Raw genomic sequence first — 25,926 nt, 5'->3', positions numbered from 1 at the left:
AGACTTAACAAACTTTAACCCATGAACTCTACTCGCTATACAATGATCGGATTGATGTCCGGCACTTCAGGAGACGGACTAGACATAGCCTATTGTAGCTATGAGCTTCAGGAGCACTGGTCTTATGCGATTTTAGATGCGATTACAATCCCATTTCCTCTTGAACTGGGGCAAAAGCTCCAGAATTGTCACAACCTTTCAGCGTTGGACTTGGCACTACTGGATGTAGATTTTGGAAAATGGATGGGAGAAAAAGTCCGGAATTACTGCCTACAGAAAGATATCCAGCCTATGGCTATCTGTTCGCACGGTCATACCGTTTTTCATCAGCCCTCAAAAGGGCTTAGTCTTCAGATTGGCAATGGATGGGCTTTACATCAAGCAGCGGGACTGCCTGTCATCAATGATTTTCGCATGCATGACGTACAGCTGGGCGGGCAAGGCGCACCGTTAGTTCCTATCGGAGATCGATTCCTTTTCCCAAAAAGCGACTTTTGCATCAATCTAGGTGGGATTGCAAATATTAGCATGGAGTCCTCAGGTGACCGTGTAGCTTTTGACACCTGCCCTTTCAATCTACTTTTGAATGCTCAGGCAAAAATATTAGGTGCTGAGTACGATAGAAATGGAGCTTGGGCTAGAGAAGGTAAGGTGAGTACTCAGCTCTTTGAAGCTTTGAATGCCTTACCATTTTATTCCAAAACTGATGCAAAATCACTTGGTCGCGAGGATTTAGAAAAGGATTTTATCCCCTTGCTTGCCTCCAGCGATTTATCTGAACGGGATAAACTGAACACCCTCATAGAGCATTATGCCTTTCAAATCGCCACTATTATAAAAAATTTCCAAGCTTCAGAAAACCCCTCAGTCTTGATCACTGGAGGCGGTGCCTATAATGCTTTTTTTATAGAGCGACTTACAGACCAGCTAGGTGGTAAATGGAATCCAACGCTGGCATCCCCCCAACTTATTGAATTTAAAGAAGCCTTGGTCTTTGGGTTTTTAGGCGTACTCCGGTTGCGAAATGAAAATAACACCCTCGCCACTGTCACTGGAGCCAAAAGAGACTCATGTGGTGGGGTGATTTACGGCTGACCGCCCGTCAGACTTCTGTGATAAGACTGGTTTATTTTTCTATTTTTGCCTAGATATAAACCCATGATAAATGCAGGAATTACTCAAAAAATTTGAAAACAGAAAACCCGAAATCATCTTTGAATGGAGCGACAGTGAATCTGAAGCTGAAGGCTGGGTAGTGATCAACTCCCTTCGTGGCGGGGCTGCAGGCGGAGGCACTCGAATGAGAAAAGGACTAGATAAGCGCGAGGTAGAATCGCTAGCTAAAACCATGGAGGTAAAATTCACCGTCTCCGGTCCTGCAATAGGCGGTGCAAAATCCGGGATTAATTTTGACCCAAATGATCCCCGCAAAGACGAAGTGCTTCGCCGCTGGTACAAAGCTGTGATGCCGCTTTTGAAAAATTATTACGGCACCGGCGGAGATCTGAATGTGGACGAAATCCATGAGGTCATTCCAATCACTGAATCTTATGGACTGTGGCACCCGCAAGAAGGAGTGGTAAGTGGGCACTTTCACGCCACGGAACCTGAAAAAATCAGAAAAATAGGGCAGTTGAGACAAGGAGTTTCTAAGGTCTTAGAAGACCCCCTTTTCACTCCAAATGGCCCAAAGAAATACACCGTTGCCGATATGATTACAGGATTTGGGGTGGCTGAAGCAGTCAGACACTATTACCAGATCTGGGGAGGAAATATCAAAGGCAAACGTGCCGTAATCCAAGGATGGGGCAACGTAGGCGCTGCAGCTGCCTGCTTTCTAGCTGTAGAAGGAGTGAAAATAGTCGGTATCATCGATAGAGATGGCGGAGTGATCAATGAGGAAGGTTATTCATTAGATGAAGTTCGCGAGCTTTTCCTGAATAGAAAGGGGAATAAACTTGTGGCTGAGAATCAACTTTCTTTCGAAGAAATAAATGCTAAAATATGGGATTTAAAGAGCGAAATCTTCATTCCAGCTGCAGCATCGAGATTGATCCAAAAAGACCAAGCAGAACGAATGGTCAAGGCTGGCCTTGAAGTAATATCCTGTGGAGCCAATGTGCCGTTCGCAGACCCGGAGATTTTCTTTGGTCCGATCGGTGTGTGGACTGATCAGCAAGTGTCGGTTATTCCTGATTTTATCGCCAACTGTGGTATGGCTCGAGTATTCGCCTACCTGATGAGCGACAACGCGGAAGTCACAGATAATGCGATTTTCTCAGATGTCAGTCAAACCATCGAAAAAGCACTAAAAAACGTCTATTCTAAAAATTCAACAAAAATTAGAATAGCAGAAAGCTCCTTTAATATAGCCCTAGCACAACTCGTGTAAAAGTATTATTTGCCTATGCCCTGATGGAGTTAATTTTTGATTAATTCCATCAGGATAGCAAATATTGATTGTGCCATATCAGCCAAAATCTGTAGTTTAGCAGAAGTCACCTTTGAATAGCAACAATCAAAAATTTGCTTAATTTAACCGTTAAAGACTACCTAGTTTACCCTATTAGCCTAATGAAGAATTTTATCTTTAGTTTCTCTCTACTTTTCGGAATATTATTTTTTAATGGCTTTGAAGCACAGTCTGTCTTTGCGCAAAGTGCTGATACTGAGCAAACGCATGTAGCTCAAGCTGATCATGGAAATCCTGATCAAGTGATGGCAGACCATGCCGAAGAGGCGCATCACACAGCGCCTATTTGGCTAATCATTCCATTCGTAGTATTACTACTGATGATCGCGACAGGCCCTTTGTTTTATGAGCATTTTTGGCATAAAAACTATCCCAAAGTCGCTGTAGGCTTTGCCATACTAGTCGTATTCTACTATTTATTTGTGCTAGGAAATGTCCATGGACCAGTCCACGCGTTAGCAGAATACATCCAGTTTATCGCGTTACTTGCCTCATTATATATTGCATCGGGAGGGATTCTAATCGAAATAGATAAAAAAGCAACTCCGATGGCAAATGTAACATTGTTGATAATCGGTGCTTTGATTTCTAATCTAATCGGAACTACAGGTGCATCCATGCTCTTGATCCGACCATTTATCAGGTTGAATAAAGGAAATATTCAAGCTTACCATATTGTCTTCTTCATCTTCATGGTGAGCAATATTGGTGGTTCTTTGACCCCAATCGGTGATCCACCACTGTTCTTAGGGTTTTTGAAAGGCATTCCTTTCTTCTGGACTTTGGAACACAACTGGCCAGCATGGGTAGTAGCTTTAGCATTTCTAGCGATCGCGTTCTACTTTATTGACAAAAAGCTTGGTAGAGCCAATGATGACGGCGAACTGGAAGGGACTACCTACTCAAATAAGATGAAGCTAATTGGTATCAAGAATTTTGGATGGCTATTCATTATCATCTGTTCGGTATTCCTAGACCCAAATGTGATCGAAGGAGTTCCAGCTATCGTCTATGACGGTCAAAAATTCTCTTTTATCCGAGAAATCATCATGCTTTCTGTAGCGTACTTCTCTTATAAATTTGCTGATCAACGTGCTATCAAAGGCAATGAATTCAACTTTGAGCCCATACGTGAAGTGGCATTTATCTTCGTAGGAATATTTGGCACCATGATGCCTGCATTGGAGTTAGTTGGCACTTTCGCCAAATCTCCAGAGGGCGCTGCAATGATCACACATAATACCCTTTATTGGGGAACTGGAGTCCTTTCAGGATTCTTGGACAATGCTCCTACCTACCTAAACTTCCTAGCCGCAGCCATGGCTTCTAAAGGCGCATCTATAGGCAATATCGAAGAAGTACGTCAGTTTGCTGCAGATGGATATCATGACTCTGCTTTTGAACTGATGGCTATATCGCTAGCGGCAGTTTTCTTTGGAGCTATGACTTACATAGGCAATGGACCAAACTTCATGGTGAAGTCGATTGCAGAACAGAATGGCATTAAAATGCCTTCCTTCTTTGGCTATATTATCCGATTCTCTTTACCGGTTTTATTACCAATTCTAATAATTATCTGGTTATTATTCTTCGCTTTTGTACCAGTTTAAACTTGTTCAAAACGAAAACAAGATTCCAAGTGATCATTGACCAAACCAGTAGCTTGCATGTGGGCATAGACTGTAGTGCTTCCTAGGAATTTGAACCCTCGTTTCTTAAGATCTTTGGCAAGTAAATCCGATTCCTTGGAAGTGGCCTGTGCTTCACTCATGGAGGATAAGCGATTTTGAATGGGTTTGCCACCAACGAAGCTCCAAATGTATTTGGAAAAAGAACCAAACTCTTTCTGTACCTCCATAAACCGTTTGGCATTATTGATAGCTGCCCGGATTTTTAGGACATTTCGGATAATCCCCGGATCCTGCAATAATTCCTGCACGTAGCTTTCAGGGAATTCCGCCACGACTTTGTAGTCAAAGTCTGCAAAAGCTTTGCGATAGCCTTCTCTTTTCTTCAGAATAGTAGCCCAACTCAATCCTGCCTGGGCTGATTCAAGAATTAAAAATTCGAAGTGAATCTGATCATCCCAAACCGGAACACCCCACTCAGTATCATGATATGTGACATATTCTTCGAATCCAAGACACCATGGGCAGCGGGATTTTTGATCTGAAACTTGAAAGGTATTTTTCATTCGTGCCAATTTAGATGAATAAAATTAATCAAGAGTTGGGATACGGGGGCAGAGAGCCTTACTTTTTGACTTCAATTGACAGAATAAAATGATTGCAACCTCCACCCTTGAAATCAGTGCCAAAGCTTACAGGCAAAACATCCGATACATTCGCTCGGAAATAGGTCCCACTCCCACCATATCTGCGGTAGTAAAGGGAAATGCGTATGGACATGGAATTTCGCAGATGGTAGAAATCGCCGAAAGAGCCGGGATTGGTCATTTTAGTACGTTCAGTTCGGATGAAGCTTGGGAAGTTTTAGAAAATTCTAAGAAAGATTCTCAAATCATGATTCTGGGCATGCTCCACCTGGAAGAGCTGCCTGGACTTATCGAAAAGGGAATCAGTTTCTATGTATTTGATTTTGAAAGGCTGCAAAAAGCAATCTCCGTTTCTAAGGAAATTGGTATTCCTGCAAAGGTTCACATAGAAGTGGAAACTGGTTTTCACAGAACTGGCTTTGACTGGAATCAGCGGGAGAAACTGGCAGCAATACTCCTTGAAAATAAAGAGCACCTTGCGATTGAAGGACTTTGCACCCACTACGCTGGAGCAGAATCCGTAAGCAACTTTGTGCGCGTGAAAAACCAAATAGCTCGATATCACGAATTCAAAAACTATTTCAATGCTCAAAGCATAACCTTCAAAACTTATCATACCGCTTGCTCGGCAGCGACACTTATTTTTCCCGAAACTATCATGGATATGGTAAGAATAGGAATAGCTGGATATGGGTTTTGGCCAACCAAAGAAACCTTTTTTGCAAAGCTTAATTCCCTGCCCAAAGGAAATAAGAATCCATTGCGCAGGCTGATTACCTGGAAAAGTACGGTGATGAGCCTGAAAGCTGTAAAAATTGGTGAATTTGTCGGCTACGGCAACAGCTACATGGCGCTAGAAAATATACGTCTGGCTATAGTGCCAGTGGGCTATGGTCATGGGTATAGCCGATTACTGAGCAATCAGGGATTGGTGCTGATCAGTGGGCAGTATTGTCAGGTGGTAGGTACCGTGACGATGAACGCCATTGCCGTGAACGTCAGCAAAATCAAGAATTTAAAAATCGGGGACGAGGTGATCCTAATCGGAAAGCAAGGTGGAAAAGAAATAACGGTTGCTTCCTTCTCAGAATCTACCCAACAAGTCAACTATGAAATGCTTACGCGTTTGCCCAAGGATATTCCTAGGAAAATCATCCCTTAATAGAAGATCACTGTTTTGTTTCCGATCGGCATCACCTTGCGATCTACGTGATATTTGATGGCTTTGGAAAGCACTACTTTTTCCACATCCTGACCGATCTGAACTAATTCGGAAACTGAATTGTGATGCCTCACCCGTGCTACTTCCTGTTCGATGATCGGACCTGCGTCCAACTCTTCGGTGACGTAGTGAGCCGTCGCACCAATGATTTTCACCCCCCTTTCGTAGGCAGCATGATATGGTCTAGCTCCCACAAAAGCAGGTAAAAATGAATGGTGAATATTGATGATTCTATTGGGGAAATGCTGAATAAACTCCGTAGATAAGATCTGCATGTATCTCGCCAGTACCACAAAATCGACTTGGTTTGACTTCATCAGGTCTAGTTGATTGGCTTCAGCAGCAGCTTTGGTCTCAGAAGCAATTGGAATGTGATGAAATGGAATCCCAAATGCCTCCACGATTTTCTTCAAACTCTCATGATTGGAAACGACCAAAGGAATATCAACCTCAAGCTGTCCTGCATGATGTCTGCCCAAAATATCAAACAAACAATGGGAAAGCTTGCTGACGAAAATCGCCATTCTTGGTCTGGGGAAGTTGAAATGAAGTTTGAAATCCATCTGAAATCGCTCAGCAACTTCTAATTTGAAGCGAGAAGCAATCTCATCTTTCTCCAAAGAAAAAGAATCCAATTCCCAAGCCGCTCGCATGAAAAACATGCCCATCTCCTCATCGACGTGCTGATCTACTTCCAGAATATTTCCATTGTGGGTATATAAAAACCTTGAAACTTCGGCGACGATTCCCTTTTGATCGGGACACTGAATGATGAGTATGGCTTTTTTCATGTTTTGCTAAAAGTTTCTTAAATGGCAAACAGTTAGTTTAAAATGCGATTTAATGCATATTAACATAGTATTTCGTGCATTCTTAATTTTTTCTTAGTTGGCTTTTGACTTCCATAGCCAAATACCATAATTGAGTTCTAAGTGCGGAAAAATTTTCATTGTTGCGAGTAATTTTCGATAGGTATGCGTCATTAAATGAACCCATACCACCATATGCACCAAGAATCTTCGAAACGGAGCTTTCTATATCCTCCCTTAATACGTTTTTTGCTTTAAGAAACCACTCAGCCCAGTTTTTCTGATTGTCTTCATTCAACAGAATTATTAGTTTGTCTAATGCTATTTCTATATCGCTTATTTCTACCAATTTCTTTCAGTTAATTGCATCATACACTCGCGTTTACGCTACTTCGGTCATCCATCATCGGTCTTCCAGCTTTTAAGAATTCCAGATCTCCCACGAAGCCTCAGCCTGTAGAATTAGCATTTCGTGTCCATTCTTCGCTTTGCCTCCAGCATCCAGGCAAGCTTTCATCAGCGTAGTCACCGGAGGATTATAAACTAGATCATACACAAAATGTGAAGGAGAAAACTGCTCTAATGGAATGGAAGGCATACCTTCCTCCTTAGGAAAAGTACCGAGAGGCGTAGTATTCACGATTAGATGATGACTCTTCATGATTTCCGGATCAGCAGCAAGGTCCTCATAAGTGATTTGATCGGCATCCTCTGAACGGGAAACACTCAAAAACTCTATATCCAAATCTACCAATGCCTGCTTGATTGCTTTCGAAGCTCCCCCTGTTCCCAAAATCAAGGCTTTTGGTTTTACACCACCAAGCCAAGGAGAAAGTGAATTTTTGAATCCTATGTAATCTGTATTGTAACCTGTGCGGACTCCGTCTTTGATATGAATGCAGTTGACCGCCCCTATTTCTTCACAGGCTTCCTCCAGATCATCAACCAAGGCGATCACATCTTCCTTGTGCGGAATCGTGACATTTATGCCTTCGATATCGGGGTCATCATTCAGAATTTCGTCTAGCTCAAATGCGTTGGGAATATCATACAGCTCGTATTCACAATCTTTAATTCCTTCTTTTTCGAATTTCTCGGTGAAATACTTTTTCGAAAAAGAATGGGTCAATGGATGACCGATCAAACCGAATTTCCTCATGATTTCTTTAGATATGCCGCGAAGCGTTCAATGCCAAGAACCAATAGAATTCCGAACAAAAAAGCAACGATTCCAAGCATCAATTTTGGTTCGAGACCTGTCTGTTCCAAATATTCATTGGGAAGAAGATTTTCTGTCAAAAATGGTTTCTCTTCCCCACTCGATGAAGTACGCCACGCTGTGACGATTTTCCATGGCCAAAGCTTATTGATCGAACCTAACATGAAGCCAGATAACAAACCTATGGTGATGGAATAATACCTTTTCAACAACCAAGATATCACCCGACTAAACGATAGAAGTCCAATGACACACCCTAGCGCGAATACAGCTAATGTTACAAAATCACGTTCAGTAACTGCGTTCAAGACCGGTTCGTATTTTCCCAAAATCAAAAGAATAAAACTCCCACTGATCCCAGGCAGAATCATCGCACAAATAGCAATGGCTCCAGCTAAAAATGTGAACCAAAGCGCATCCGGACTACTGGTAGGTGGTAATTCTGTGATGAAATACGCCGCCACCGTACCGATGATTAGCGCGATGACTACTCCAATACTCCACTTTTTAATATCCTTCAGGATCAAAAATGCACTCACTAAGATTAACCCGCAGAAAAATGACCATAGCGGAATAGGGTGCTCATCCATCATATAGGTGATCACTTTTGAAAGCGAGAAAATACTCGTCATGATCCCGAGAAATAAGCTCAGCAAAAACGGCCCGTTGACTGCGTGAAAGAAAGCCTTAAACTCAAATTTGAGTAATAATCTTAGGTTCTCCCCATTGAAGGAGTTGATGCTACGAAGCAACTCTTCGTAGATTCCTGTAATCAGGGCGATGGAACCGCCCGATACGCCCGGAACGATGTCTGCTGCCCCCATTCCCATACCTTTCAGGTAAGTGAGAATATATTTTCTGATAGAATCCATTGGTCAAAAATAAAGGCTGATCGGAACATTCCAATCAGCCTGTAATGAGTTGTGTTGTATTACAATTTGATTTCTCCCAGGAAATGATCGAATGTATCCCCTCTCAATCCCAGTCGGATAGTTTCCAAAGGAATAACCTCCGAAGGACTTATATTACCAAGGTTCACATTTGCGCCGATTAGCTTGATGAACCACACTTGCTGAGATTTGATAGGAGCTTCCCAGATGATTCTTTCTTCAGGAATCTGTGTGAGAATTTCCTCTACCAGACCTTGTCTCACTTCACCAGAATCTCTGAACAGACCCACGTTTCCCCCTTCTCTGGCTTCACCGATTACTTTCCAAGCGCCTGCATCCAGCTCTGTCCGCATTTGCTCAATCCACTTATAGGGAGGAATGATCTTCGCAGCATCCTTAGAGCCTACTTCGGAAAGGACTGTCACTTGCTTGGCTAACGTGGATATGTATTCACATTTTTTCTCATGATTCAAAGAAATGGAGCCATCCGAAACCTCCGCGTAAGAAAGGTCATATTTATCCAACACCTTCCTGTAATCATCAAATTGGCCTCGAACCAGAAAAGCTTCGAAAAGTGTTCCTCCTAAATAAACAGGGATTCCAGCATCTTTATAGATAGCTAGCTTTTCGCTAAGGTTCTTGGTCACATAAGAAGTCGCCCATCCAAGCTTCACGATATCTACAAAATCGGAACAACTATCTACAAAATCTTCAGTGGCTCGCAGACTTAGACCTTTGTCCATGGCCATGGTAAATCCCGTAGTTCGTGGCTTTTCGGTACGAACGGGGATATTATTCAGCTCATAATTCATTAGCGGGGTATTAATGTTAAGAATCGAGATTCTCCTCTCGGTATTGGGCAATAATCTTGTACAAGGCCTTCTGTTGCTTTAGCTCAGGCATCAACTCGTACAAGAGGGTATGCTTTTCAAAGTCCAAAGTTAAACCATTTTCCAAAACTGAAAACGCCTCTTTGTAATTGCCCATTTTGATGAGATAGACGACTAAGCGATAATAAAGCTCTGCTTCCTCTGGCATTTCGTCGATACCTTCCTTAGTGACGTCTATTGCCTCTTCAAAACGATTCTGTTCGAAATAGATAAGTGCCAGATTAACATAGGTTTCCAAAATTCCAGGCTCCAAATTAATCGCTTCTTCATAGGCTTCGGAGCTGGCTTGCATATTGCCAAGGTTAAATTCAGCATCGGCTAGACCTACCCAATAATTAGAATTTTCTTTAGTAAGATTTAAGGCTTTTTTGAAATAATGTATGGCTTCAAAGAATTTTTCCTTCTTCAGCATGCACATCCCCAGACCAAACCACGCGTCATCGTATTCCTCGTCAAACTTCGCTGACTTCTTAAAATATTTAAAAGCCTCATCGATTTTGTCTAGTTTCTCATAGGCAGCACCCATATAGCAGCAATTCTCGGCATTCGCTCCCTCACAGTTAATCGTGTTTTGGTAAGCTTCCAAGGCCAGCTCGTATTGCTGGGTATTCATCAAAGCATTGCCGAGATTGAAATAGGCAGAAGCAAAGGCGTCATCGATCAAAATCGCATAATCATAAGCCTTAATCGCTTCCTCAAATCGCCCAAGTCTATTGTAAACCACTCCCAAATTGTACCAAGCTCCGGCACTGTATGGATCTTGATCTATGAATTCCTGATAGAAATCTAGAATCTCATCAAAGGATCCTTCTTCCTCCGTAATCATAGCCAGCTGAAACAGCGCATCCTCGTGATTGATGCGATTCTTAACCGCTTCTTTAAAGTAGTAGCTTGCTTTTTCATTATTGTTTTGGACACGATACATATTGCCCAATGAATAATATACTTCCGCTTTGTCCTCAGCCAATGGAAGAAAATTCTCCAATAATTCTATGCCTTGTTGGGTTGTCCCCGACAAGATATGGGCATTTGCCAATGCAAGGATTATCTCTTCATTATTTGGGGAAATGTTATTGATGTTTTCCAAGATGCCCAAACCTTCTTCCAATTCATCATTAAAAATCAAGCATTGAGCTTGTAGCAACTTAATTTCCACCGAAAATGGAAATCGTTCTAATGAGAATTCGGCAGCACGAAGCGCCTTCAGAAACTTTTGTTGATCAAAGTAAAATCTAATGATGTCTTCCAATTCTTCCTCTTCGAAATAAAGGTCCAGATTGGATTGCAGGGAATTTTCAAATCGCTCTACCAGCTTCTTGTCATTTTCCCAATCGTGATCGTGATCTCCGGTCATTAGGATGTGTTATGGTTTATTTAAGATACCAAATAATTTGGTGTCTCAATCTCTCGATTTGTTAAAATTTATTTTCCTCGATGGAGAACCTAAGTTCTTTCAGTTGTAGGGTTGGAGAAGCAACGATTACGTTACCGAATTAGTTTACTTGGACCAATTTAAGGTTTCATCCAAGCCACGGTAGTGAGAATTCAATAGCTTGGTCACCTTAGTGTTGTCGAAAAACACTTTTTGCTGAGAAATCATCGCTGTTTTCTTATTCAGAGGACTTTTACTCAGCCCTATTTTTCTGAAAATTGTATTGAAAAAAACCACAAAATTCAGCAAACCCGGCTTGACTTCTTTATGAGGAGCTTTCTTACCAAATGCCGTAGCCATTTTTTCAAAGAAGATTTTATAGGAAATACGCTCATGGTTCAGAATAAACCGCTCTCCCCAAGCTTCATGCTCTACTAATTCTCTTGCTTGCCGAGCTGCATCACGAACGTCGATGTAATTTAGATCGCCTTTTGGATAGTATGAATTTTCTTCAAGCACGTAGTGATAGAGGTCAGTAGAACTTCGATCATCACTGACTTTTCCTAGCAAAATGGATGGATTCACTACAATCAATTGCAACCCTTCTTGTTCGCCTCTCCATGCCTCCAATTCGGCCAGATACTTCGAAATTCCATAATCTGTATTTAGAGGAGATTCCGTCCATTTGAAATTCTCATCGAGCTTCATCAACTCGGGGCTCCTGCCAATGGCAGACACAGAGCTGACGTGAAGGAGTTTCTTCACTCCTGTATTTAGCATAGCATTGACGAGATTGGTGGTACCGTCCACATTGATGTGATGCAAACTATCCTTATCGCGCGAATCAAAAGACACTTTTCCAGCAGCATGGATGACCAAATCTATTCCTCCGAGCGCCTCTTCAATTGACTCAATGTCGGCTAGGTCGCCTTTATGCCATGTAATAGGAAAATCTACATCCTCTAGTAATCTGAGCGAAGATTCAGGTCTGATGAACCCATGAATAGCCCCGAGCCTAGCAAATTCCTTGGCCAGATAGCTACCAAATAATCCTGTAATACCTGTAATGAGAATATTCATTGGTTTGCTCCGCTAGTTACAGAGAAGAATTGAGCAGATCGAGTTGCTTGATTTTGCTGTATATTTTTGACTTGGGTAAGGTCTCCAACATATCCAAATAACGTGGGTTGTGGCAATCAGTTCCAAAAAATTTAACGCGGCCTGATTCCACCAGCATCTCACCAAAATCCTTGACAGGTTTTGAATAGAAGCCAGTGAGAGAAAGTAAATTGAGTTGAAAAAGGATGTTTCTATCGTTCAAGTCCTGTACTAACCCCTTGTCTGACAATAAGTATTGATACCGCTCCGGATGAGCTAAAATTGGTCGAAATCCTGCCATTTCCAATTGGAAAATGGTCTCCAACAGCATCTGAGGTTTATTGATAAATCCTGTCTCCACCAAAATATAATTGTCTCCAAAGCTTAGAACTTCTTCTCCATTTTTGATTTTCTCAAGGAAAATTTCATCCATGTAATATTCAGCAGCCGCCTCTATTTCTATGGTAATGCCTTCCTTTTGGACTGCCTTACGAAGATCTTCCAAACCCATGGAGATTATCTCCGGGGTATTGCGGTAATACTCCGACATGATGTGTGGCGTAGTGATGATTTTACGCAGGCCATAAGAAGAAAGCCTCTTGATCAGATCAAGGGATTCTTCCATAGTCTTGGATCCATCGTCGATTCCAGGGATTAAATGCGAATGCATATCGACCTCCAACCAGCTCAGGTCAAGGTCTTCAATCACCTCTGATTTTTTCTTAAACAGATCCAAAAATCCCATTACAATCCTCCTTCACTATGTCTGAACTCTTCCAAAGTAGGCCAATCGCTATCCTTTTCAGAAGTGATTGGCTCGCTGACCTGCCAGTCTATATTCAGAGTCGGGTCATTCCACAGTATCCCACCCTCACTTTCTTTATGGTAATAATTAGAACATTTATAGGCAAAAATAGCATCCTCCAGTACAGAAAACCCGTGTGCAAAACCGGTAGGAACGTACATCAGATTATTCCTTTCGCCATCGAGAATAACAGAATACTTTTTCCCAAAAGTGGGTGAATCTTTCCTCAAATCTACGATCACATCTAATACTTTTCCTTGAATCACACGCACCAACTTCGCCTGCGCATATTCTCCACGCTGGAAATGAAGACCACGAACGGTTCCACGTTGGGAATAGCTCTGATTGTCTTGCACCCATCCATGCGTCACTCCTGCAGCTTCCAGCCAATCGGCTCGAAAGGACTCAAAGAAATACCCTCTTTGATCTTCAAAAATTCTGGGAAATATCTCTAAAACACCTTCTAAGGGCGCTTTTATTACTTGGGCCATGGAATAATTTTGATTTTAGCTTTAAAAGGCAAAATAACCACCCCTCAAAACACTATCCTAATCAATTCTAAGGAAATATGCTGAACTTTAGTGCATACCAACGAACAATTCGAAAAAACAAGAGCCCAACTTGCCATTTTTCTACAGTTTGGAAACTAAATGTTAGAGTTTGGCATTGTTTTGTCATAGCCATAAATTAATGAGTAAACATACACGCAAACTTTCCAAACTCCACGAAACTGCAGTCAAAGAAGAAACTGCCATCTTAGTAAGTGTAGTTCGCCAATATCAAACCGAACAGCAAACGGAAGAATACTTAGATGAATTAGCATTCCTAACAGAAACTCTGGGTGCGAAAACTGTCTATCGCTTCACCCAGAAAATGGAAAAGCCAGACATCAAGACCTTCGTAGGCTCAGGCAAATTAGAGGAAATCCAGGCATACATCAAGCATTTCGAGGTCGATATGGTCATCTTTGACGATGATCTTTCTCCTTCTCAAATGAGAAACTTAGAGAACGAGCTCAAGGTGACAATCTACGATCGCTCGCTGTTGATCTTAGATATTTTCCTACAAAGAGCCCAAACCGCACAGGCAAAAACGCAGGTAGAGCTTGCCCGATTCCAGTATTTATTGCCACGATTGACCAACATGTGGACTCACCTGGAGCGTCAGCGAGGTGGTACCACTACCCGAGGTGGAGCTGGAGAAAAGGAAATAGAAACCGATAAGCGGGACATTAGAGGAAGGATCACCTTACTCAAGGAGAAACTTCGTGAAATAGAAAAACAGGGGGAAACTCAGCGAAAAGGAAGAAAAGGAATCGTACGTGTAGCCGTGGTTGGATATACCAATGTGGGCAAAAGCACACTAATGAACCTGATCACCAAGACTAATATTCTGGCAGAAAACAAACTCTTCGCAACAGTGGACTCCACCGTTAGAAAAGTAGTGCTGGAGAATATCCCTTTCTTGCTTTCAGACACCGTTGGATTTATTCGCAAACTGCCTACTCACCTAATCGCAGCTTTCAAATCCACCCTCGATGAGATTAGAGAGGCGGATTTACTGGTACATGTCGTTGATATTTCTCATCCGCATTTTGAAGATCACATCGCGGTGGTCACAGAAACATTGAACGAAATCAAGGCTGGAGATAAGCCAATTTTACTTGTTTTCAATAAGATAGATCTGGTAGAAACTATGCCTTCCGAAGAAGAAAGCATGAAGATGACTGAGCTAGAACTGGAAGAGGCAGATTTCCTGGATTTTGATGCTTTGGCAGATGCGTATGGAAAGAAAACTGGAATTCCTCCGGTATTTATGGCTGCAGCTAGCGGTCAGAATGTACATGAGTTTCGTGAGGCACTTATCGCTGAAGTAAAAAAACAACATCGAAAAATCTACCCTAATTACATGGAAGATGAGACCTTCAAAATAGATTAACATCTATTTCCGCTTCGTTACCAGTAAAGAGCCAAAAGCAAAATAGGATTTGGTGAAGTTAAAAATTCAGGTTTATCGGTCACCGGTCATCGGGCTTCTATCTGGTTGAACAAGGGAATTTTGAATACTGGCATACTTGCGTTTAACTAGATAGGGTTGGTAGAAACTATTTCTTTTCATGCTTGTATCCTATTTCCTCCATTCAGCGGCTTTTTGCTGAATGGAGGATTTTTTTTGCTCATTCTGGTACAAAAAAGATATAGCAGGATAGCAAATCAAATTAAACTTGCTTTTTTGGGAGATGTGTAAAAGTCACATTTTACTAGAAATGATAAAAACCCTCATACGCTCGCTTTTAATCAGTACATCACTTTTTTCTTGTAATCAGCAACAGGAAATCGGTGAAGGTATCAGTACTGATGTGGATCAAATTCAAGCTGGAAAATCCCTATTTGAGACAAACTGTAGTACCTGCCACAGTTTTGACCAGCATGGCATAGGTCCAAACCTAAGTGGAGTTACCCATCATGTATCCACAGATTGGATAAGGGAGTTTATTAAAGACCCTTCAAAAATTATCGCTTCGGGCGATGCTAGAGCAGTTAGTTTGGTGGAAAAGTATAAGACAACCATGCCTGCGTATGGGGGATTTTCGGAGCAAGAGCTGAACGATATCTTAAGCTACCTCCACACCTTCGAACTTCTTCCGGATACAGTTGCACAAGTGGGGCTAAAGGATCCTATTCCAGACAGCATTCCTGATTCGGGCATTCGTTTGGAACTGGAATTTTTTGCACAGCTACCAGCATCAGATCCCAAAGCACCTTTGGCCAAAATGACCAAAATGGAGGCAGAACGCAATTCTGGTCGCCTATTCGTCAATGATCAACGCGTCGGACTCTATGAATTGCTCGGCAATAAACCGAATCTTTACCTTCCCATCACTGAGTATAAACCTGACATGGTCAGCAAGCCTGGGTGGGCAACAGGTATGGCTAGTTTTGCTTTTCATCCTGATTTTGATCAAAACGGAATTTTCTACACTGCCCATACTGATGCAGGGAAGGTGAAAGCTTCGGATTTCGGTTACTCTGACACCATTCGTGTCTTCATGCAATGGGTATTGACAGAGTGGAAAGCCTCCGATCCCGATGCGAGCATTTTCTCGGGTACGGAAAAAGAAGTATTAAGAATAGACATTCCTTCCCAAGCTCATGGCATGCAGGAATTGACCTTTAATCCACATGCCAAAAGAGGAGATGAGGATTATGGTTTGCTCTATATAGGATTTGGTGACGGTGGGCTCACGGAAAAACGTGCCGCCTACCTGTCTGATAATAAAGCAACAAGTGTTTACAGCAGTATTTTGAGAATCGATCCAAAAGGAAGCAATAGCACCAACGGGAAATATGGGATTCCAGCTAGCAATCCATTTGCAACTGTTGAAGGTAAAGCAGGGGAGGTATATGCGTATGGTTTTCGAAATCCTAACCGAATTTTCTGGGATGCCTCTGGAAATATGTTTGCTACAGATATAGGTCAGCACTCCATAGAGGAGCTAAATAAAATTGAAGCTGGCCATTTCTATGGCTGGCCAATTCGGGAAGGGCGATTTATCATCAATCCCCATGGCAACTTCAGAGATGTTTTTTCATTACAGGCTGGCGATGAAAATCTAGGAATCACCTATCCAGAAATTCAGCTGGATCATGATGAGCTTGCGGCAATTTTCGCAGGATATGAAATGCCTTACGGAAAACTTCAAGGCAAATTTATTTTCGGAGATGTTTTATCAGGCAGATTATTTTTCTCCGATCTCAAGGAACTGGGAAAAATGTCCGTTCAGAGCTGGGGAGTTGTTTTCGAAGGAAAGGAAATGACATTACGAGAACTCGTAAAGAATGATCGGGTGGATCTGAAATTTGGTAAGGATGCTGAAAACACAATTTATATCATGAGCAAGACCGAAGGGAAAATTTATAAGATTAGGGAATAGAAGACACTAAATAGAAACTCAATTCCCCGAAATATTCATCGTCCCCACATAATAATCCTTATCCACAGTGATTTTGGCATTTTTCTGCGAAACATCAACTGACTGCCAACGCTGAGTAGGTTTCAAGTTCATTTCCTTACCATCCACGTAGATCTTCACAGGCATATCGAAGCCCGAGATTACATTTTCCCAGCGGTAATGCAACGTGCCATCCTGCAGGTAATAACTGAAAATAGGAATACGCACGTCCCTGAGGTATTGGTCAAAGACTGGCTTCAAGTCGATTCCGGCTTTCTGTGAGATATAACTTTCTATCTGTCGTGTGGTTACAGTTTTATGGTAAAACTCAGCGTTCAATCCTCTTAGGATGGATCTCCACTTCTCGTCGTCATTAACGATTTGACGGATCATGTGAAGCATGTTATGTCCTTTGTTATACATGTCACCTGAACCTTCCTGATTTACTCCATACGTTCCGATGATAGGGATGTCATTTGAAATTCCCTTTCTCAAACCCAAGGTATAGGCAGAAGCGGCTTCTTTTCCGTAGAAATAATCCAAAAACAAATTTTCAGAATACGAAGTGAATCCCTCATGAATCCACATATCCGCAATGTCTCGATAGGTGATATTATTGGCAAACCACTCATGACCCGACTCGTGGATGATGATAAAATCAAATTTCAATCCCCAACCTGTGCCACTTAGATCACGACCCAAGTACCCATTTCCATATTCATTTCCATAAGTCACCGAACTCTGATGTTCCATCCCTAGGTAAGGCACTTCAACCAATTTATAACTGTCTTCATAAAACGGATACGGCCCAAACCAATGTTCTAGGGCCTCCATCATTCTCGGTGCTTCTTTAAACTGCTTTTTGGCTTTGTCTAGATTTTCGCGAAGCACATAATAATCCATGTCCAGCTCTCCCTTTTCTCCTTTGTATTTTTCCCCGAAATGGACATAGTCGCCTACATTGATATTAATGCCGTAATTGTTGATTGGGTTTTTCACTTCCCAGTGATAAGTTTTGGTCTTGGCGGTCTTGTCGTGATCTGTTGCTATCAATCGACCGTTTGATACATCCATGAGATTTTCTGGCACCGTCACGCTGATAAGTACTCCTTGATCAGGTTCATCATACATGTGATCCTTATTTGGCCACCAGATGCTGGCCCCAAGTCCTTGATTGGAATTTGCGATAAAAGGTAAGCCATTACTATTTGTCTTCCAGGTCAATCCCCCATCCCAGGGAGGTCGAACTGCCTCAACTGGAGTTCCTGAGAAAGTAAGTACTACTTCCTTCTCCTCACCAATCGTTTGATCGGCTTTCAAAGTTATAAAATGGGCATTCCCCTCATGCTCGATTTCCAGTTCTTCGCCACCCTGTTCCGCTTTTGTCAGTTTCATGGGTGCTTGAAGGTCAATCTGCATTCGACTAGCATTTTCAAGTACTTTGTATCGCACGGTATTTTTGCCAGAAAGAGATTTCGTTTCAGGATCGACTTTTACTTCCAAGTGATAGTACTGCAAATCCCACCAAGCTCGCTCAGGCGTGATCGTCCCGCGCAGGGTGTCCTGTCTGGTGAATTTCTCTCCGTGGGGAAACATCTGAGCATTGGCACTTAGGCAAAAGAGTAGGCAGAAAGTAGCAAGTATAAATCTCATGGGAAAGTCAAAATTTGGGATTCGAATTCACAAGATACTGGTTAGGATTTATTGTGAAGGCATGGATTTCCACGAAAGGGTTTAATTTTGGTGAGATGAGGCCATCATTAATTAGGATTCTCAATGTGGGAGCCAACCTAATTCTTTTTGTTCAAATGGCTAGATGTTGGATGACAGGTGACCGATGTGAACATTCTCGATAGTGTTAAGCTGTATTCGTATTGCTTTGGCTTTTATAAATATTAGCGAATACCATAAAACTTTTAACTATGAATTACAACAACAAAACTTTCCGGCCAGTCAGCAATACGGAAAATGGAGAAACCTCAGCAGAGACAATTTTCCATTATAACCAAAAAGGTAATCTACTGACCTGTGAATATGCTGGCGGGAAAATCGTCTCAGGTCATCTGATCGGATTGGTGGACGAAGCTGGAAATATCAACATGCGCTATCATCAGGTGAATGCCGCTGGTGAACTGATGACTGGAATCTGTCAATCCAAGCCTGAAATCTTAGAAAATGGCAAAATCCGCCTCTACGAAACTTGGCAATGGACTTCGGGAGATGCCTCGGCTGGAGAGTCTGTGCTTGAGGAAGTTTGAAACCTTAATACTTTAGACTTCAGATCTTTTACTTCTACATTACATCCTTATCCTCCACTCCTTTGGATAGTAGTTGTTCACACGATTTCCTAGATTTTTGATCCAGCCAAGCGGTAGGTTTTTGTAAGTGATCAACACCCAGCCTATCGGTAAATCTGCTATTTCAAACTCATTTTTACGTAAAAACTCGATGGCATCATTTTCTGAAAGCTCATGTGAAGGAAAGTCCTTTTTTGGCAAAATTGAAACCGCCCAATCATGAGTAGGAATCCAATCATTTTTCTGCTTTTTACCAATTTCCACACCAAAATACTTTAGACTTAAATGCTGAGAGATCTTTTGAAAATGTACATTCCAAACCTTAGAAATCCTAAAATAGGAATCGTTCAGCGTGTAGTATTTTCCTGTACCATCCAAACCCAACTCCTCATCCAATGCAGCTGATTCGTTATTGAAAACCTCCTTCAAATACGGGTGCTTGAAGTCTTTGACACGCTTTGGCTCCTGGATGTAGGCTTCACTTGAGCGCTTCAAAATCGTGATGAAAAACCCTTCCCCTTCTACCAAATGCGGAAAAAAACGATACCCATAAAACGTCTTTCCTTCACCAGTTAGAACTTCCGTTTCACGAATATTCCAGTCTTTTACCAGTAGAATTCTAACAGGCTCATAGGAGAACTCTTCCGTCAAAAATCGAATCATATCTTCATTTTCACTTTCATTGAATGTGCAAGTGCTATAAACCAAATAGCCATCAGCCTTCACCAAAGCTCCTGCCTGATCCATAATTCGCTTTTGACGAGCAGAGCAAAGCTGCACATTGTCAATCGACCATTCCTCTCTGGCCTGTGGATCCTTACGAAACATCCCTTCTCCAGAGCAAGGGGCATCGACCAAAACCAACTCAAAAAACCCTTCCAATGGTGCAAAATGCTCAGGGTCGTTATTAGTCACCACAGCATTTCCAAGGCCCCATTTGACGATATTTTCCTTCAAAATCTGTGCTCTTGGCTGTATCACTTCATTGGCAACCAGCATTCCTTCATCGCCCAAATAGGCCGATAATAACGTAGATTTTCCGCCAGGAGCCGCTGCTAGATCTAGATAAATTCCCTTTGGAATAGCGAGTGAGTTGAGTATATGTTCTATAAAAATCGACGAAGCTTCCTGTACATAATATGCGCCTGCATGAATGGCCGGATCCAAAGTAAAAGATGGCCTCTCTTTGAGAAAAAAACCAGTTTGGCTCCATGGAATTGGAGATTTTGGCCAGGATATAGAAAAGCCTTTGGCCGAATTTAACCGGATAGAAGTGCAGGAAGGTTTGTTAATTGCTTGTTTAAATTGCTCAAATTCGGCTTGACCGAGTAGCTCGAGCATTTGATTCTCAAAGTCGGCGGGGAGGTTGGATTCTGGCATGAGGCAAAGGTAAGGTCTCAGTCGCAGTTAATCAGTTTTCATTTTCCTTAAAACACTGTTTATGGCAAGTTTGAAAATTAGTGATCTTAGGAAAATACTGGAAGCTGAGACTGAACACTGGAAACTGAATTCAAATGCTTATCTTTTTCCCTAAACCATCACACCATGCAACTACTCGCTGATATTTTGATTGCTATCATAGCTGCCCTTCATCTCTATTTTCTTTACTTTGAGATGTTCGCCTGGAATACGATTGGGCGGAAAACGTTCCGAAAAATTCCGGCAGATGTTTTTCCACACACAAAAGTTCTCGCAGCAAATCAGGGGTTGTATAACGGATTTTTGGTGGCTGGTTTAATTTGGTCTTTGCTGATCGAGGATCAAAAATGGTCTTTTTATGTAGCAGTGTTTTTCCTTACATGCGTATTAATTGCAGGCGTTTATGGAGCATTTACCGCAAGCAAAAAAATATTCTGGATTCAGGGATTACCAGCTTTGATAGCGTTGGTTTTGTTGCATTTGAAGTGAAAAGGGGGTTTAGAAAAGTTAGACAATTTGAATTCCGCTTTCTTTCACTTTCTCTATAAGAGGAGAATTATCAGAATTTTCATACTTTTCAGTTCCCATCAAAATAGGTTCAATTCTTGAATTAATTTGACTTGTAAGTCTCCATACCTTTCCTACTAAAAGGTCATTTGATTCTTCAAAACCATCAGAGACAAGAAGTACATCAATATCGCTCTGATCAGTTGCCGATTTTTCAGAATAACTACCGTATAAAAATGCTTTACTCACAGAAATCCCTTCTGCTCTAAGTAGCTCAATATACTTTTTCAAAAGTTCTATAACTTCTCCTTGAGCCATGTCAGTTGGTTTCTTGTTTGGATTAGATAGCTTATGACTGTTTATTTTTCTGGCACAAAGGGTTTATATCCGGGATATCGCCCCTCTAACTGATATTTCATAAGAATCCCAAAAAAATCTAATGTGTCATCGTCTAAATACAGTTTCGATTTTTCTGATAGATAAATCAAGTTATGAGACCTTGGAGCTAATTGTCCAGTAGTTTTAACTACATGAGCTTTTAATATTTTCTCTATAACTAGATGACAATAGAATAAACCATGTAAGTATTTTTCTTTCTCAATGAGTAGTTCAGCTACCTCCAAGTCTTCTTCCGCGCCACTTTGCCAATATAAAAGCTGCTTTTCAAGATTTATCTTCATTGGGTCATCTTATTAAAGAATACCTTAGAACTTGATATTATTTCAAATTTAGTCAAAATCTACACATCTTGACAGGAGTCTGTAGGTTAAAATGAAAATCCAAAAAAGCGCAAAGTTCAATTAATGAAACTTTGCGCCCTCTGCGGTTCTAAATCCTATAAATCATCCTCCTCGAAGTCCTCATCCTCTCCAGGTCCCATATCAAACATGGAACTGAACAAGTCCTTAAACTGCAAGCCTGTATCCAATACTTTTTTGCTAAGCTGTGAGAATTCAGCCAAACCATGCAGCGCAAACTCCATGAAGAATTCCTTCTCTTTTTCAGGTAAATCCTTCACCAGCTGTGTCACCACTTCCTCCAAACCAGGAACCGAGTGAAGCACTGACTTATATTCCTTATCTGACTGTGCGGCTAAGATGTCCAGCTCATTTCCTTCACCGAACCAGGCAAGCGGCAAGACATATGGATTTCCTTCCTTAGACTTTTTCTTCTGCTCCGGGGAGGGGAAGTAGTTGACAAATTGAGACCGGATGGCTTTTCCGATCAGATTATAAGCTACTAAGCCAGCACCTTCTTGCTCACCTTCATAGACCAATTCCACCTTTCCTGTGATAGCTGGAATCACTCCGATCAAATCAGCAATCCTAATCATAGTATTGCTTTCTCCATTCATATACATCCGGCGCTCTGCTGCTGAGATCAGATTTTCATAGGCAGAAATCGTTAATCTCGCCGATACACCGCTTTTCTCATCCACAAACTCAGAACCTCTGGCCTCAATCGCAATCTGCTCGATCAGGTCCTTCATTAGTTCGGGTACATAAATATGGTCCACCGGTTTGCCTACTAAATTCGCTTCCTGAGCGGTAATTCTTCTTCCGATCTCGATGGATTTAGGATAGTGTGTGATGATCTGACTCTCTATTCTATCCTTCAGCGGAGTGACTATACTTCCTCTATTCGTGTAATCTTCCGGGTTTGCCGTGAAGATAAACTGAATATCCAGCGGCAGTCTCAATTTGAACCCACGGATCTGAATATCGCCTTCTTGCAAGATATTGAACAAGGCAACCTGAATTCTAGCTTGTAAATCCGGCAGCTCATTGATCACGAATATGGAACGATGCGATCTTGGCACTAAGCCGTAATGAATCACCCGCTCATCATTGTAACTCAACTTCATCGTAGCAGCCTTGATCGGATCTACGTCACCAATCAAATCGGCTACCGATACATCCGGTGTAGCCAGCTTCTCAGTGTAGCGATCATCTCTATGCCACCAACCGATTGGCGTATTGTCACCTTTTTCTTCGATCAGCTCTTTGGCAAAGGAAGTCAAAGGCTGCATGGGATCGTCATTCAGCTCCGCGCCAAAAACAACAGGAACGTACTCGTCCAGAAGATGCGTCATCATTCTGGCAATTCTCGTTTTCGCCTGTCCTCTTAGTCCCAACAAATTGATGTTGTGTCTGGAAAGTATCGCCCGCTCGATATCCGGAATCACGGTATCTTCATAGCCCCAGATGCCTTCAAAGACATTTTCCTTGCGCTTGATCTTCAGGATCAAATTGTCACGAAGTTCTTCCTTAATGGATTTTGATTGGTAGCCGGAAGCTTTGAGTTGGCCGAGGGTTTTTATCTGGATGAGTTCCTTTGGTGTCAGTTTTTGGTAGTCCATATTGCTTACAAGCGTTTCGTTCTGTTTCGTCTATAATCTTCAAAAATAAGGTCGCCAAGCCCTTTCAGACTGCTGTAATAGGCATTCCCGTTATTCACTTTGGTAAATTCCTTTACAAACTCCTTCAGATAGGGGTCCGAAGCAATCATAAAAGTTGTCACCGGTATTTTCAGTTTTCGGCATTGGGCAGCGAGTTTCAGGGTTTCGCTGAGGATCTTGCTGTCTATCCCAAAGGCATTTTTGTAATACTTGATTCCCACTTTCAGGCAGGTAGGCTTTCCATCGGTAATCATGAAAATCTGCTTGTTTGGGTTCTTCCTTCTTCGCAGTAAATCCATTGCCAGTTCTAATCCTGCAACGGTATTGGTATGATAGGGTCCTACTTGCAGGTAGGGTAAATCCTTGATTTCAATCTGCCAGGCGTCATTTCCGAAGACGATGATATCCAGCGTATCTTTAGGATATCGAGTTTTTATAAGTTCTGCCAAAGCCATGGCCACCTTCTTGGCAGGGGTGATTCTATCCTCTCCATAGAGAATCATAGAGTGTGAAATATCGATCATCAGCACCGTGGAAGTCTGGGAGCGAAATTCATTTTCCACCACTTCCAGATCATCCTCTGTAAGCAGATAATCTCCCGAAAAACCGTGATTTGCCTGTGCATTTCGAAGAGAATCTGTCAAGGCAATCTGATCCAGATTATCCCCAAATTCATAAGCCCGACGGTCTGTGCCCCGCTCTTCGCCTTGTCCGGAGTGAGTGGTTTTGTGCTGACCGGATTTTCCCCGCTTGAGCTTGCCGAAAATCTCCTCCAAAGCTGACTTACGGATGGTCTGCTCGGCTTTTCCGGTGATCTTAAATTCGCCCTTTTGGTTTTCTTCAGTGAGGTAGCCCTTGCTTTTCAAATCTTCGATGAAGTCTCCTATGCCATAATTTGGATTGGTCATGTTATAGCGGTTGTCCAAATTGGTGAGCCAACTCAGCGCCTCCGCCACATCTCCTCCGGTCATGGTGACGAGTTGGAGAAAAATATTGAGTAGATTCTCGAACGTGTTTTTCTCAGGATCGGGAGTGGGTACAAACTGAGTAAATCTAAATCCTTTCATGAGTAACAAGTAGAGGCAAGGTTGAAGACCTTAGCTTTAGCAGGAGGTCTTGAAAGCATAAAATTGACGGAAAAGTAAAGGATCTGTAGCATAAAGGTCCCTTTTATCCCAGTCAGTGGGGTAACAAACAGTTGGGTATAGGAGTTTAATAAAAAGAGCAAAAACCCAAAAAAGATGAAGAACTATCTATCAGTGGTGGGAATAGTTACGGGCGCATTGATCCTATTTGTCACCGCAATTCAATTTAATTTAAGTATGTTTCTGATTTGGCTGCTGTTCCTGGCCGGTCCTGCTTTGGTCTTGTGGATGGTATGGTCGGTGCTGATCGCAGATGTGCTGGTGAATGAGACTTTTGAAAAGCAGTGGTATCAGGATGAGCCTGAAATGCTGAGAATGATGGAACATTGAGTAGCGTCAACAAGCGTCTCCACTTCCCTCCACACCGCGGAAATCAGCCCAACCCAAAAAATGAAAATTGTGGAGCTTGAAAAAACTCTATTGTAGAAAGTATGGGCATTTTTCCCTCTTCCTAGTTAAAGTCGTTTTTGTCCCGGCGGATCAGGAAAATCTAACTTACTTATTTTTTAAAAAAGGTCTTTACAATTTTTCCATGCTCTATTTTCCAGCCTTTTAGGAATTCTTCCTCCCAGTTATGCATCCATATTTCACCGGTAAATTTATTGCTCAACGAAAAGTAATTATTTACATCAAGCCTCTTTTGGTTATCATTTTCGCTATTAGGAAAATATTTTAATAAAAAGATTTCATAATCTCCATCATCTTTTTTATCGAGCATTAGACGATAAAAAGCCAAACTTTTCCTGTCTTTGATTTCTGATTGGGTAGTTTCTCCTCTTCTCACTGGCACCCAATGGTTATTGTAGTTTAATTCCACTTCAACAGTTTTCTCGTCGTTATAAACTACTGCATTTTGCCAATTAATAGTTTTAGTTATTGATTTTCCCCTTGCAAGAATATAATCAGTTTCAACAATAAATTCCTCTTGATCGCCAAACCAGTTTTTGGCTTCTTGAACAGCTGTTGACAATTTAATCACCGTCGTGCTAATCGTCTCTTCTTGGCTCATGCAAGAGGAGAAGCATAAAATCAAACTAGATAACACAACAGACCAAACTATAGATTTATGCATGTTTTTTATCATGGTGTTCGTGTATTAGTTCTTTGTCTGACATTTCTAAGGCTTTGATAGGAGTCTACTCTTTTCTCTTTCTA

Annotated in this window: 26 protein-coding genes; 9 read left to right on the top strand and 17 right to left on the bottom strand. The window is 41.8% G+C overall.

All coding sequences use genetic code 11. From position 1 onward, the window contains the following. The first annotated feature begins 21 nt into the window (after positions 1–21). The 3 genes from ABJH64_RS08310 to ABJH64_RS08300 all read left to right on the top strand — a co-directional run bounded on the left by ABJH64_RS08310 (position 22) and on the right by ABJH64_RS08300 (position 4,083). Positions 22–1,095 carry an anhydro-N-acetylmuramic acid kinase gene (locus tag ABJH64_RS08310; RefSeq protein WP_348274930.1) on the top strand — a complete coding sequence of 358 codons (1,074 nt, stop codon included), beginning with the start codon at positions 22–24 and terminating at the stop codon, positions 1,093–1,095. Between the two features lie 70 nt (positions 1,096–1,165). After that, positions 1,166–2,392, top strand: coding sequence for a Glu/Leu/Phe/Val dehydrogenase dimerization domain-containing protein (locus ABJH64_RS08305; RefSeq protein ID WP_348274929.1), 1,227 nt, complete (start codon positions 1,166–1,168; stop codon positions 2,390–2,392). A 182-nt stretch (positions 2,393–2,574) separates the two neighbouring features. After that, entirely contained in the window at positions 2,575–4,083 is a 1,509-nt protein-coding gene (locus ABJH64_RS08300; RefSeq protein ID WP_348274928.1) for a sodium:proton antiporter, read from the top strand. Here ABJH64_RS08300 and ABJH64_RS08295 read toward each other — a convergent pair. Continuing rightward, positions 4,080–4,667 (bottom strand): DNA-3-methyladenine glycosylase I, encoded by a 588-nt coding sequence (locus tag ABJH64_RS08295; protein WP_348274927.1) that lies wholly within the window; start codon positions 4,665–4,667, stop codon positions 4,080–4,082. The two genes, ABJH64_RS08300 and ABJH64_RS08295, sit on opposite strands and share 4 nt — an antisense overlap. 88 nt (positions 4,668–4,755) lie before the next feature. On the opposite strand from ABJH64_RS08295, the gene alr reads away from it, so the two are divergent. After that, a complete protein-coding gene (gene alr / locus ABJH64_RS08290) occupies positions 4,756–5,910 on the top strand; it encodes an alanine racemase (protein ID WP_348299497.1) in 1,155 nt (384 codons plus the stop codon). Here alr and purU read toward each other — a convergent pair. From purU to rfbC, 9 genes are all read right to left on the bottom strand, one after another. Continuing rightward, complete coding sequence (purU, locus tag ABJH64_RS08285; RefSeq protein WP_348275478.1) at positions 5,907–6,761, bottom strand: formyltetrahydrofolate deformylase; 855 nt, start codon at positions 6,759–6,761, stop codon at positions 5,907–5,909. The two genes, alr and purU, sit on opposite strands and share 4 nt — an antisense overlap. Before the next feature lie 82 nt (positions 6,762–6,843). Next, the gene (locus tag ABJH64_RS08280; RefSeq protein ID WP_348275479.1) at positions 6,844–7,128 is read right to left on the bottom strand and encodes a hypothetical protein; all 285 of its coding nucleotides are present in this window, start codon (positions 7,126–7,128) and stop codon (positions 6,844–6,846) included. A 72-nt stretch (positions 7,129–7,200) separates the two neighbouring features. Beyond that, positions 7,201–7,938 carry a shikimate dehydrogenase gene (locus tag ABJH64_RS08275; protein WP_348275480.1) on the bottom strand — a complete coding sequence of 246 codons (738 nt, stop codon included), beginning with the start codon at positions 7,936–7,938 and terminating at the stop codon, positions 7,201–7,203. Beyond that, positions 7,935–8,870: a DUF368 domain-containing protein gene (locus tag ABJH64_RS08270; protein ID WP_348275481.1), complete on the bottom strand. Its 936-nt coding sequence runs from the start codon at positions 8,868–8,870 to the stop codon at positions 7,935–7,937. Before ABJH64_RS08270 ends, ABJH64_RS08275 begins: the two co-directional genes overlap by 4 nt. A 59-nt stretch (positions 8,871–8,929) precedes the next feature. Then, positions 8,930–9,700: a phosphosulfolactate synthase gene (locus ABJH64_RS08265; RefSeq protein WP_348275482.1), complete on the bottom strand. Its 771-nt coding sequence runs from the start codon at positions 9,698–9,700 to the stop codon at positions 8,930–8,932. A 16-nt stretch (positions 9,701–9,716) separates the two neighbouring features. Next, entirely contained in the window at positions 9,717–11,132 is a 1,416-nt protein-coding gene (locus ABJH64_RS08260; RefSeq protein ID WP_348275483.1) for a tetratricopeptide repeat protein, read from the bottom strand. A 144-nt stretch (positions 11,133–11,276) separates the two neighbouring features. Further along, the gene (locus ABJH64_RS08255; protein WP_348275484.1) at positions 11,277–12,230 is read right to left on the bottom strand and encodes an NAD-dependent epimerase/dehydratase family protein; all 954 of its coding nucleotides are present in this window, start codon (positions 12,228–12,230) and stop codon (positions 11,277–11,279) included. A gap of 16 nt (positions 12,231–12,246) precedes the next feature. Beyond that, entirely contained in the window at positions 12,247–12,993 is a 747-nt protein-coding gene (locus ABJH64_RS08250) for a CpsB/CapC family capsule biosynthesis tyrosine phosphatase (RefSeq protein ID WP_348275485.1), read from the bottom strand. Then, entirely contained in the window at positions 12,993–13,544 is a 552-nt protein-coding gene (gene rfbC / locus ABJH64_RS08245) for a dTDP-4-dehydrorhamnose 3,5-epimerase (protein WP_348275486.1), read from the bottom strand. The genes ABJH64_RS08250 and rfbC overlap by 1 nt, the downstream gene beginning before the upstream one ends. 199 nt (positions 13,545–13,743) lie before the next feature. Between rfbC and hflX the strand changes: the two genes are divergently transcribed. Together hflX and ABJH64_RS08235 are read left to right on the top strand one after the other, a co-directional pair. Then, positions 13,744–14,991 carry a GTPase HflX gene (gene hflX / locus ABJH64_RS08240; RefSeq protein WP_348275487.1) on the top strand — a complete coding sequence of 416 codons (1,248 nt, stop codon included), beginning with the start codon at positions 13,744–13,746 and terminating at the stop codon, positions 14,989–14,991. Positions 14,992–15,319: 328 nt separating this feature from the next. Further along, on the top strand, positions 15,320–16,987 hold the full coding sequence (locus ABJH64_RS08235; RefSeq protein WP_348275488.1) for a PQQ-dependent sugar dehydrogenase: 1,668 nt from the start codon (positions 15,320–15,322) through the stop codon (positions 16,985–16,987). 18 nt (positions 16,988–17,005) lie between these two features. Here the strand turns inward: ABJH64_RS08235 and ABJH64_RS08230 are convergent, their stop codons facing one another. Beyond that, positions 17,006–18,658, bottom strand: coding sequence for a M1 family metallopeptidase (locus ABJH64_RS08230; protein ID WP_348275489.1), 1,653 nt, complete (start codon positions 18,656–18,658; stop codon positions 17,006–17,008). A 269-nt stretch (positions 18,659–18,927) separates the two neighbouring features. Here ABJH64_RS08230 and ABJH64_RS08225 point away from each other — a divergent pair, with 269 nt between their 5' ends. Next, a complete protein-coding gene (locus tag ABJH64_RS08225; protein ID WP_348275490.1) occupies positions 18,928–19,263 on the top strand; it encodes a n-acetylglutamate synthase in 336 nt (111 codons plus the stop codon). A gap of 39 nt (positions 19,264–19,302) precedes the next feature. Here the strand turns inward: ABJH64_RS08225 and ABJH64_RS08220 are convergent, their stop codons facing one another. Beyond that, positions 19,303–20,682 carry a tRNA/rRNA cytosine-C5-methylase gene (locus ABJH64_RS08220; protein ID WP_348275491.1) on the bottom strand — a complete coding sequence of 460 codons (1,380 nt, stop codon included), beginning with the start codon at positions 20,680–20,682 and terminating at the stop codon, positions 19,303–19,305. Between the two features lie 165 nt (positions 20,683–20,847). Between ABJH64_RS08220 and ABJH64_RS08215 the strand changes: the two genes are divergently transcribed. Beyond that, on the top strand, positions 20,848–21,210 hold the full coding sequence (locus ABJH64_RS08215) for a DUF1304 domain-containing protein (RefSeq protein ID WP_348275492.1): 363 nt from the start codon (positions 20,848–20,850) through the stop codon (positions 21,208–21,210). 18 nt (positions 21,211–21,228) lie between these two features. Here the strand turns inward: ABJH64_RS08215 and ABJH64_RS08210 are convergent, their stop codons facing one another. From ABJH64_RS08210 to ABJH64_RS08195, 4 genes are all read right to left on the bottom strand, one after another. Continuing rightward, positions 21,229–21,546, bottom strand: a complete 318-nt coding sequence (locus tag ABJH64_RS08210) for a nucleotidyltransferase domain-containing protein (RefSeq protein ID WP_348275493.1) — start codon at positions 21,544–21,546, stop codon at positions 21,229–21,231. Between the two features lie 41 nt (positions 21,547–21,587). After that, positions 21,588–21,908: a HEPN domain-containing protein gene (locus tag ABJH64_RS08205; RefSeq protein ID WP_348275494.1), complete on the bottom strand. Its 321-nt coding sequence runs from the start codon at positions 21,906–21,908 to the stop codon at positions 21,588–21,590. Between the two features lie 155 nt (positions 21,909–22,063). Next, complete coding sequence (locus tag ABJH64_RS08200) at positions 22,064–23,587, bottom strand: magnesium chelatase (RefSeq protein ID WP_348275495.1); 1,524 nt, start codon at positions 23,585–23,587, stop codon at positions 22,064–22,066. 5 nt (positions 23,588–23,592) lie between these two features. After that, a complete protein-coding gene (locus ABJH64_RS08195; RefSeq protein ID WP_348275496.1) occupies positions 23,593–24,693 on the bottom strand; it encodes a VWA domain-containing protein in 1,101 nt (366 codons plus the stop codon). A 174-nt stretch (positions 24,694–24,867) separates the two neighbouring features. Between ABJH64_RS08195 and ABJH64_RS08190 the strand changes: the two genes are divergently transcribed. Next, the gene (locus ABJH64_RS08190) at positions 24,868–25,101 is read left to right on the top strand and encodes a hypothetical protein (RefSeq protein WP_348275497.1); all 234 of its coding nucleotides are present in this window, start codon (positions 24,868–24,870) and stop codon (positions 25,099–25,101) included. Between the two features lie 169 nt (positions 25,102–25,270). Here the strand turns inward: ABJH64_RS08190 and ABJH64_RS08185 are convergent, their stop codons facing one another. After that, complete coding sequence (locus tag ABJH64_RS08185; protein ID WP_348275498.1) at positions 25,271–25,780, bottom strand: hypothetical protein; 510 nt, start codon at positions 25,778–25,780, stop codon at positions 25,271–25,273. Between the last annotated feature and the right edge of the window lie 146 nt (positions 25,781–25,926).

Source organism: Algoriphagus sp. (assembly GCF_039969895.1).
Classification (GTDB): domain Bacteria; phylum Bacteroidota; class Bacteroidia; order Cytophagales; family Cyclobacteriaceae; genus Algoriphagus.
The sequence above is the reverse complement of the archived record's forward strand: the minus strand, read 5'-3'. Positions and strand labels throughout refer to the sequence as shown.

Coding starts and splice junctions, on each gene's coding strand:
- ABJH64_RS08310 (WP_348274930.1), top strand. CDS start 22: ATGAACTCTACTCGCTATACAATGATCGGATTGATGTCCGGCACTTCA.
- ABJH64_RS08305 (WP_348274929.1), top strand. CDS start 1,166: ATGCAGGAATTACTCAAAAAATTTGAAAACAGAAAACCCGAAATCATC.
- ABJH64_RS08300 (WP_348274928.1), top strand. CDS start 2,575: ATGAAGAATTTTATCTTTAGTTTCTCTCTACTTTTCGGAATATTATTT.
- ABJH64_RS08295 (WP_348274927.1), bottom strand. CDS start 4,667: ATGAAAAATACCTTTCAAGTTTCAGATCAAAAATCCCGCTGCCCATGG.
- alr (WP_348299497.1), top strand. CDS start 4,756: ATGATTGCAACCTCCACCCTTGAAATCAGTGCCAAAGCTTACAGGCAA.
- purU (WP_348275478.1), bottom strand. CDS start 6,761: ATGAAAAAAGCCATACTCATCATTCAGTGTCCCGATCAAAAGGGAATC.
- ABJH64_RS08275 (WP_348275480.1), bottom strand. CDS start 7,938: ATGAGGAAATTCGGTTTGATCGGTCATCCATTGACCCATTCTTTTTCG.
- ABJH64_RS08270 (WP_348275481.1), bottom strand. CDS start 8,870: ATGGATTCTATCAGAAAATATATTCTCACTTACCTGAAAGGTATGGGA.
- ABJH64_RS08265 (WP_348275482.1), bottom strand. CDS start 9,700: ATGAATTATGAGCTGAATAATATCCCCGTTCGTACCGAAAAGCCACGA.
- ABJH64_RS08260 (WP_348275483.1), bottom strand. CDS start 11,132: ATGACCGGAGATCACGATCACGATTGGGAAAATGACAAGAAGCTGGTA.
- ABJH64_RS08255 (WP_348275484.1), bottom strand. CDS start 12,230: ATGAATATTCTCATTACAGGTATTACAGGATTATTTGGTAGCTATCTG.
- ABJH64_RS08250 (WP_348275485.1), bottom strand. CDS start 12,993: ATGGGATTTTTGGATCTGTTTAAGAAAAAATCAGAGGTGATTGAAGAC.
- rfbC (WP_348275486.1), bottom strand. CDS start 13,544: ATGGCCCAAGTAATAAAAGCGCCCTTAGAAGGTGTTTTAGAGATATTT.
- hflX (WP_348275487.1), top strand. CDS start 13,744: ATGAGTAAACATACACGCAAACTTTCCAAACTCCACGAAACTGCAGTC.
- ABJH64_RS08235 (WP_348275488.1), top strand. CDS start 15,320: ATGATAAAAACCCTCATACGCTCGCTTTTAATCAGTACATCACTTTTT.
- ABJH64_RS08230 (WP_348275489.1), bottom strand. CDS start 18,658: ATGAGATTTATACTTGCTACTTTCTGCCTACTCTTTTGCCTAAGTGCC.
- ABJH64_RS08225 (WP_348275490.1), top strand. CDS start 18,928: ATGAATTACAACAACAAAACTTTCCGGCCAGTCAGCAATACGGAAAAT.
- ABJH64_RS08220 (WP_348275491.1), bottom strand. CDS start 20,682: ATGCCAGAATCCAACCTCCCCGCCGACTTTGAGAATCAAATGCTCGAG.
- ABJH64_RS08215 (WP_348275492.1), top strand. CDS start 20,848: ATGCAACTACTCGCTGATATTTTGATTGCTATCATAGCTGCCCTTCAT.
- ABJH64_RS08210 (WP_348275493.1), bottom strand. CDS start 21,546: ATGGCTCAAGGAGAAGTTATAGAACTTTTGAAAAAGTATATTGAGCTA.
- ABJH64_RS08205 (WP_348275494.1), bottom strand. CDS start 21,908: ATGAAGATAAATCTTGAAAAGCAGCTTTTATATTGGCAAAGTGGCGCG.
- ABJH64_RS08200 (WP_348275495.1), bottom strand. CDS start 23,587: ATGGACTACCAAAAACTGACACCAAAGGAACTCATCCAGATAAAAACC.
- ABJH64_RS08195 (WP_348275496.1), bottom strand. CDS start 24,693: ATGAAAGGATTTAGATTTACTCAGTTTGTACCCACTCCCGATCCTGAG.
- ABJH64_RS08190 (WP_348275497.1), top strand. CDS start 24,868: ATGAAGAACTATCTATCAGTGGTGGGAATAGTTACGGGCGCATTGATC.
- ABJH64_RS08185 (WP_348275498.1), bottom strand. CDS start 25,780: ATGAGCCAAGAAGAGACGATTAGCACGACGGTGATTAAATTGTCAACA.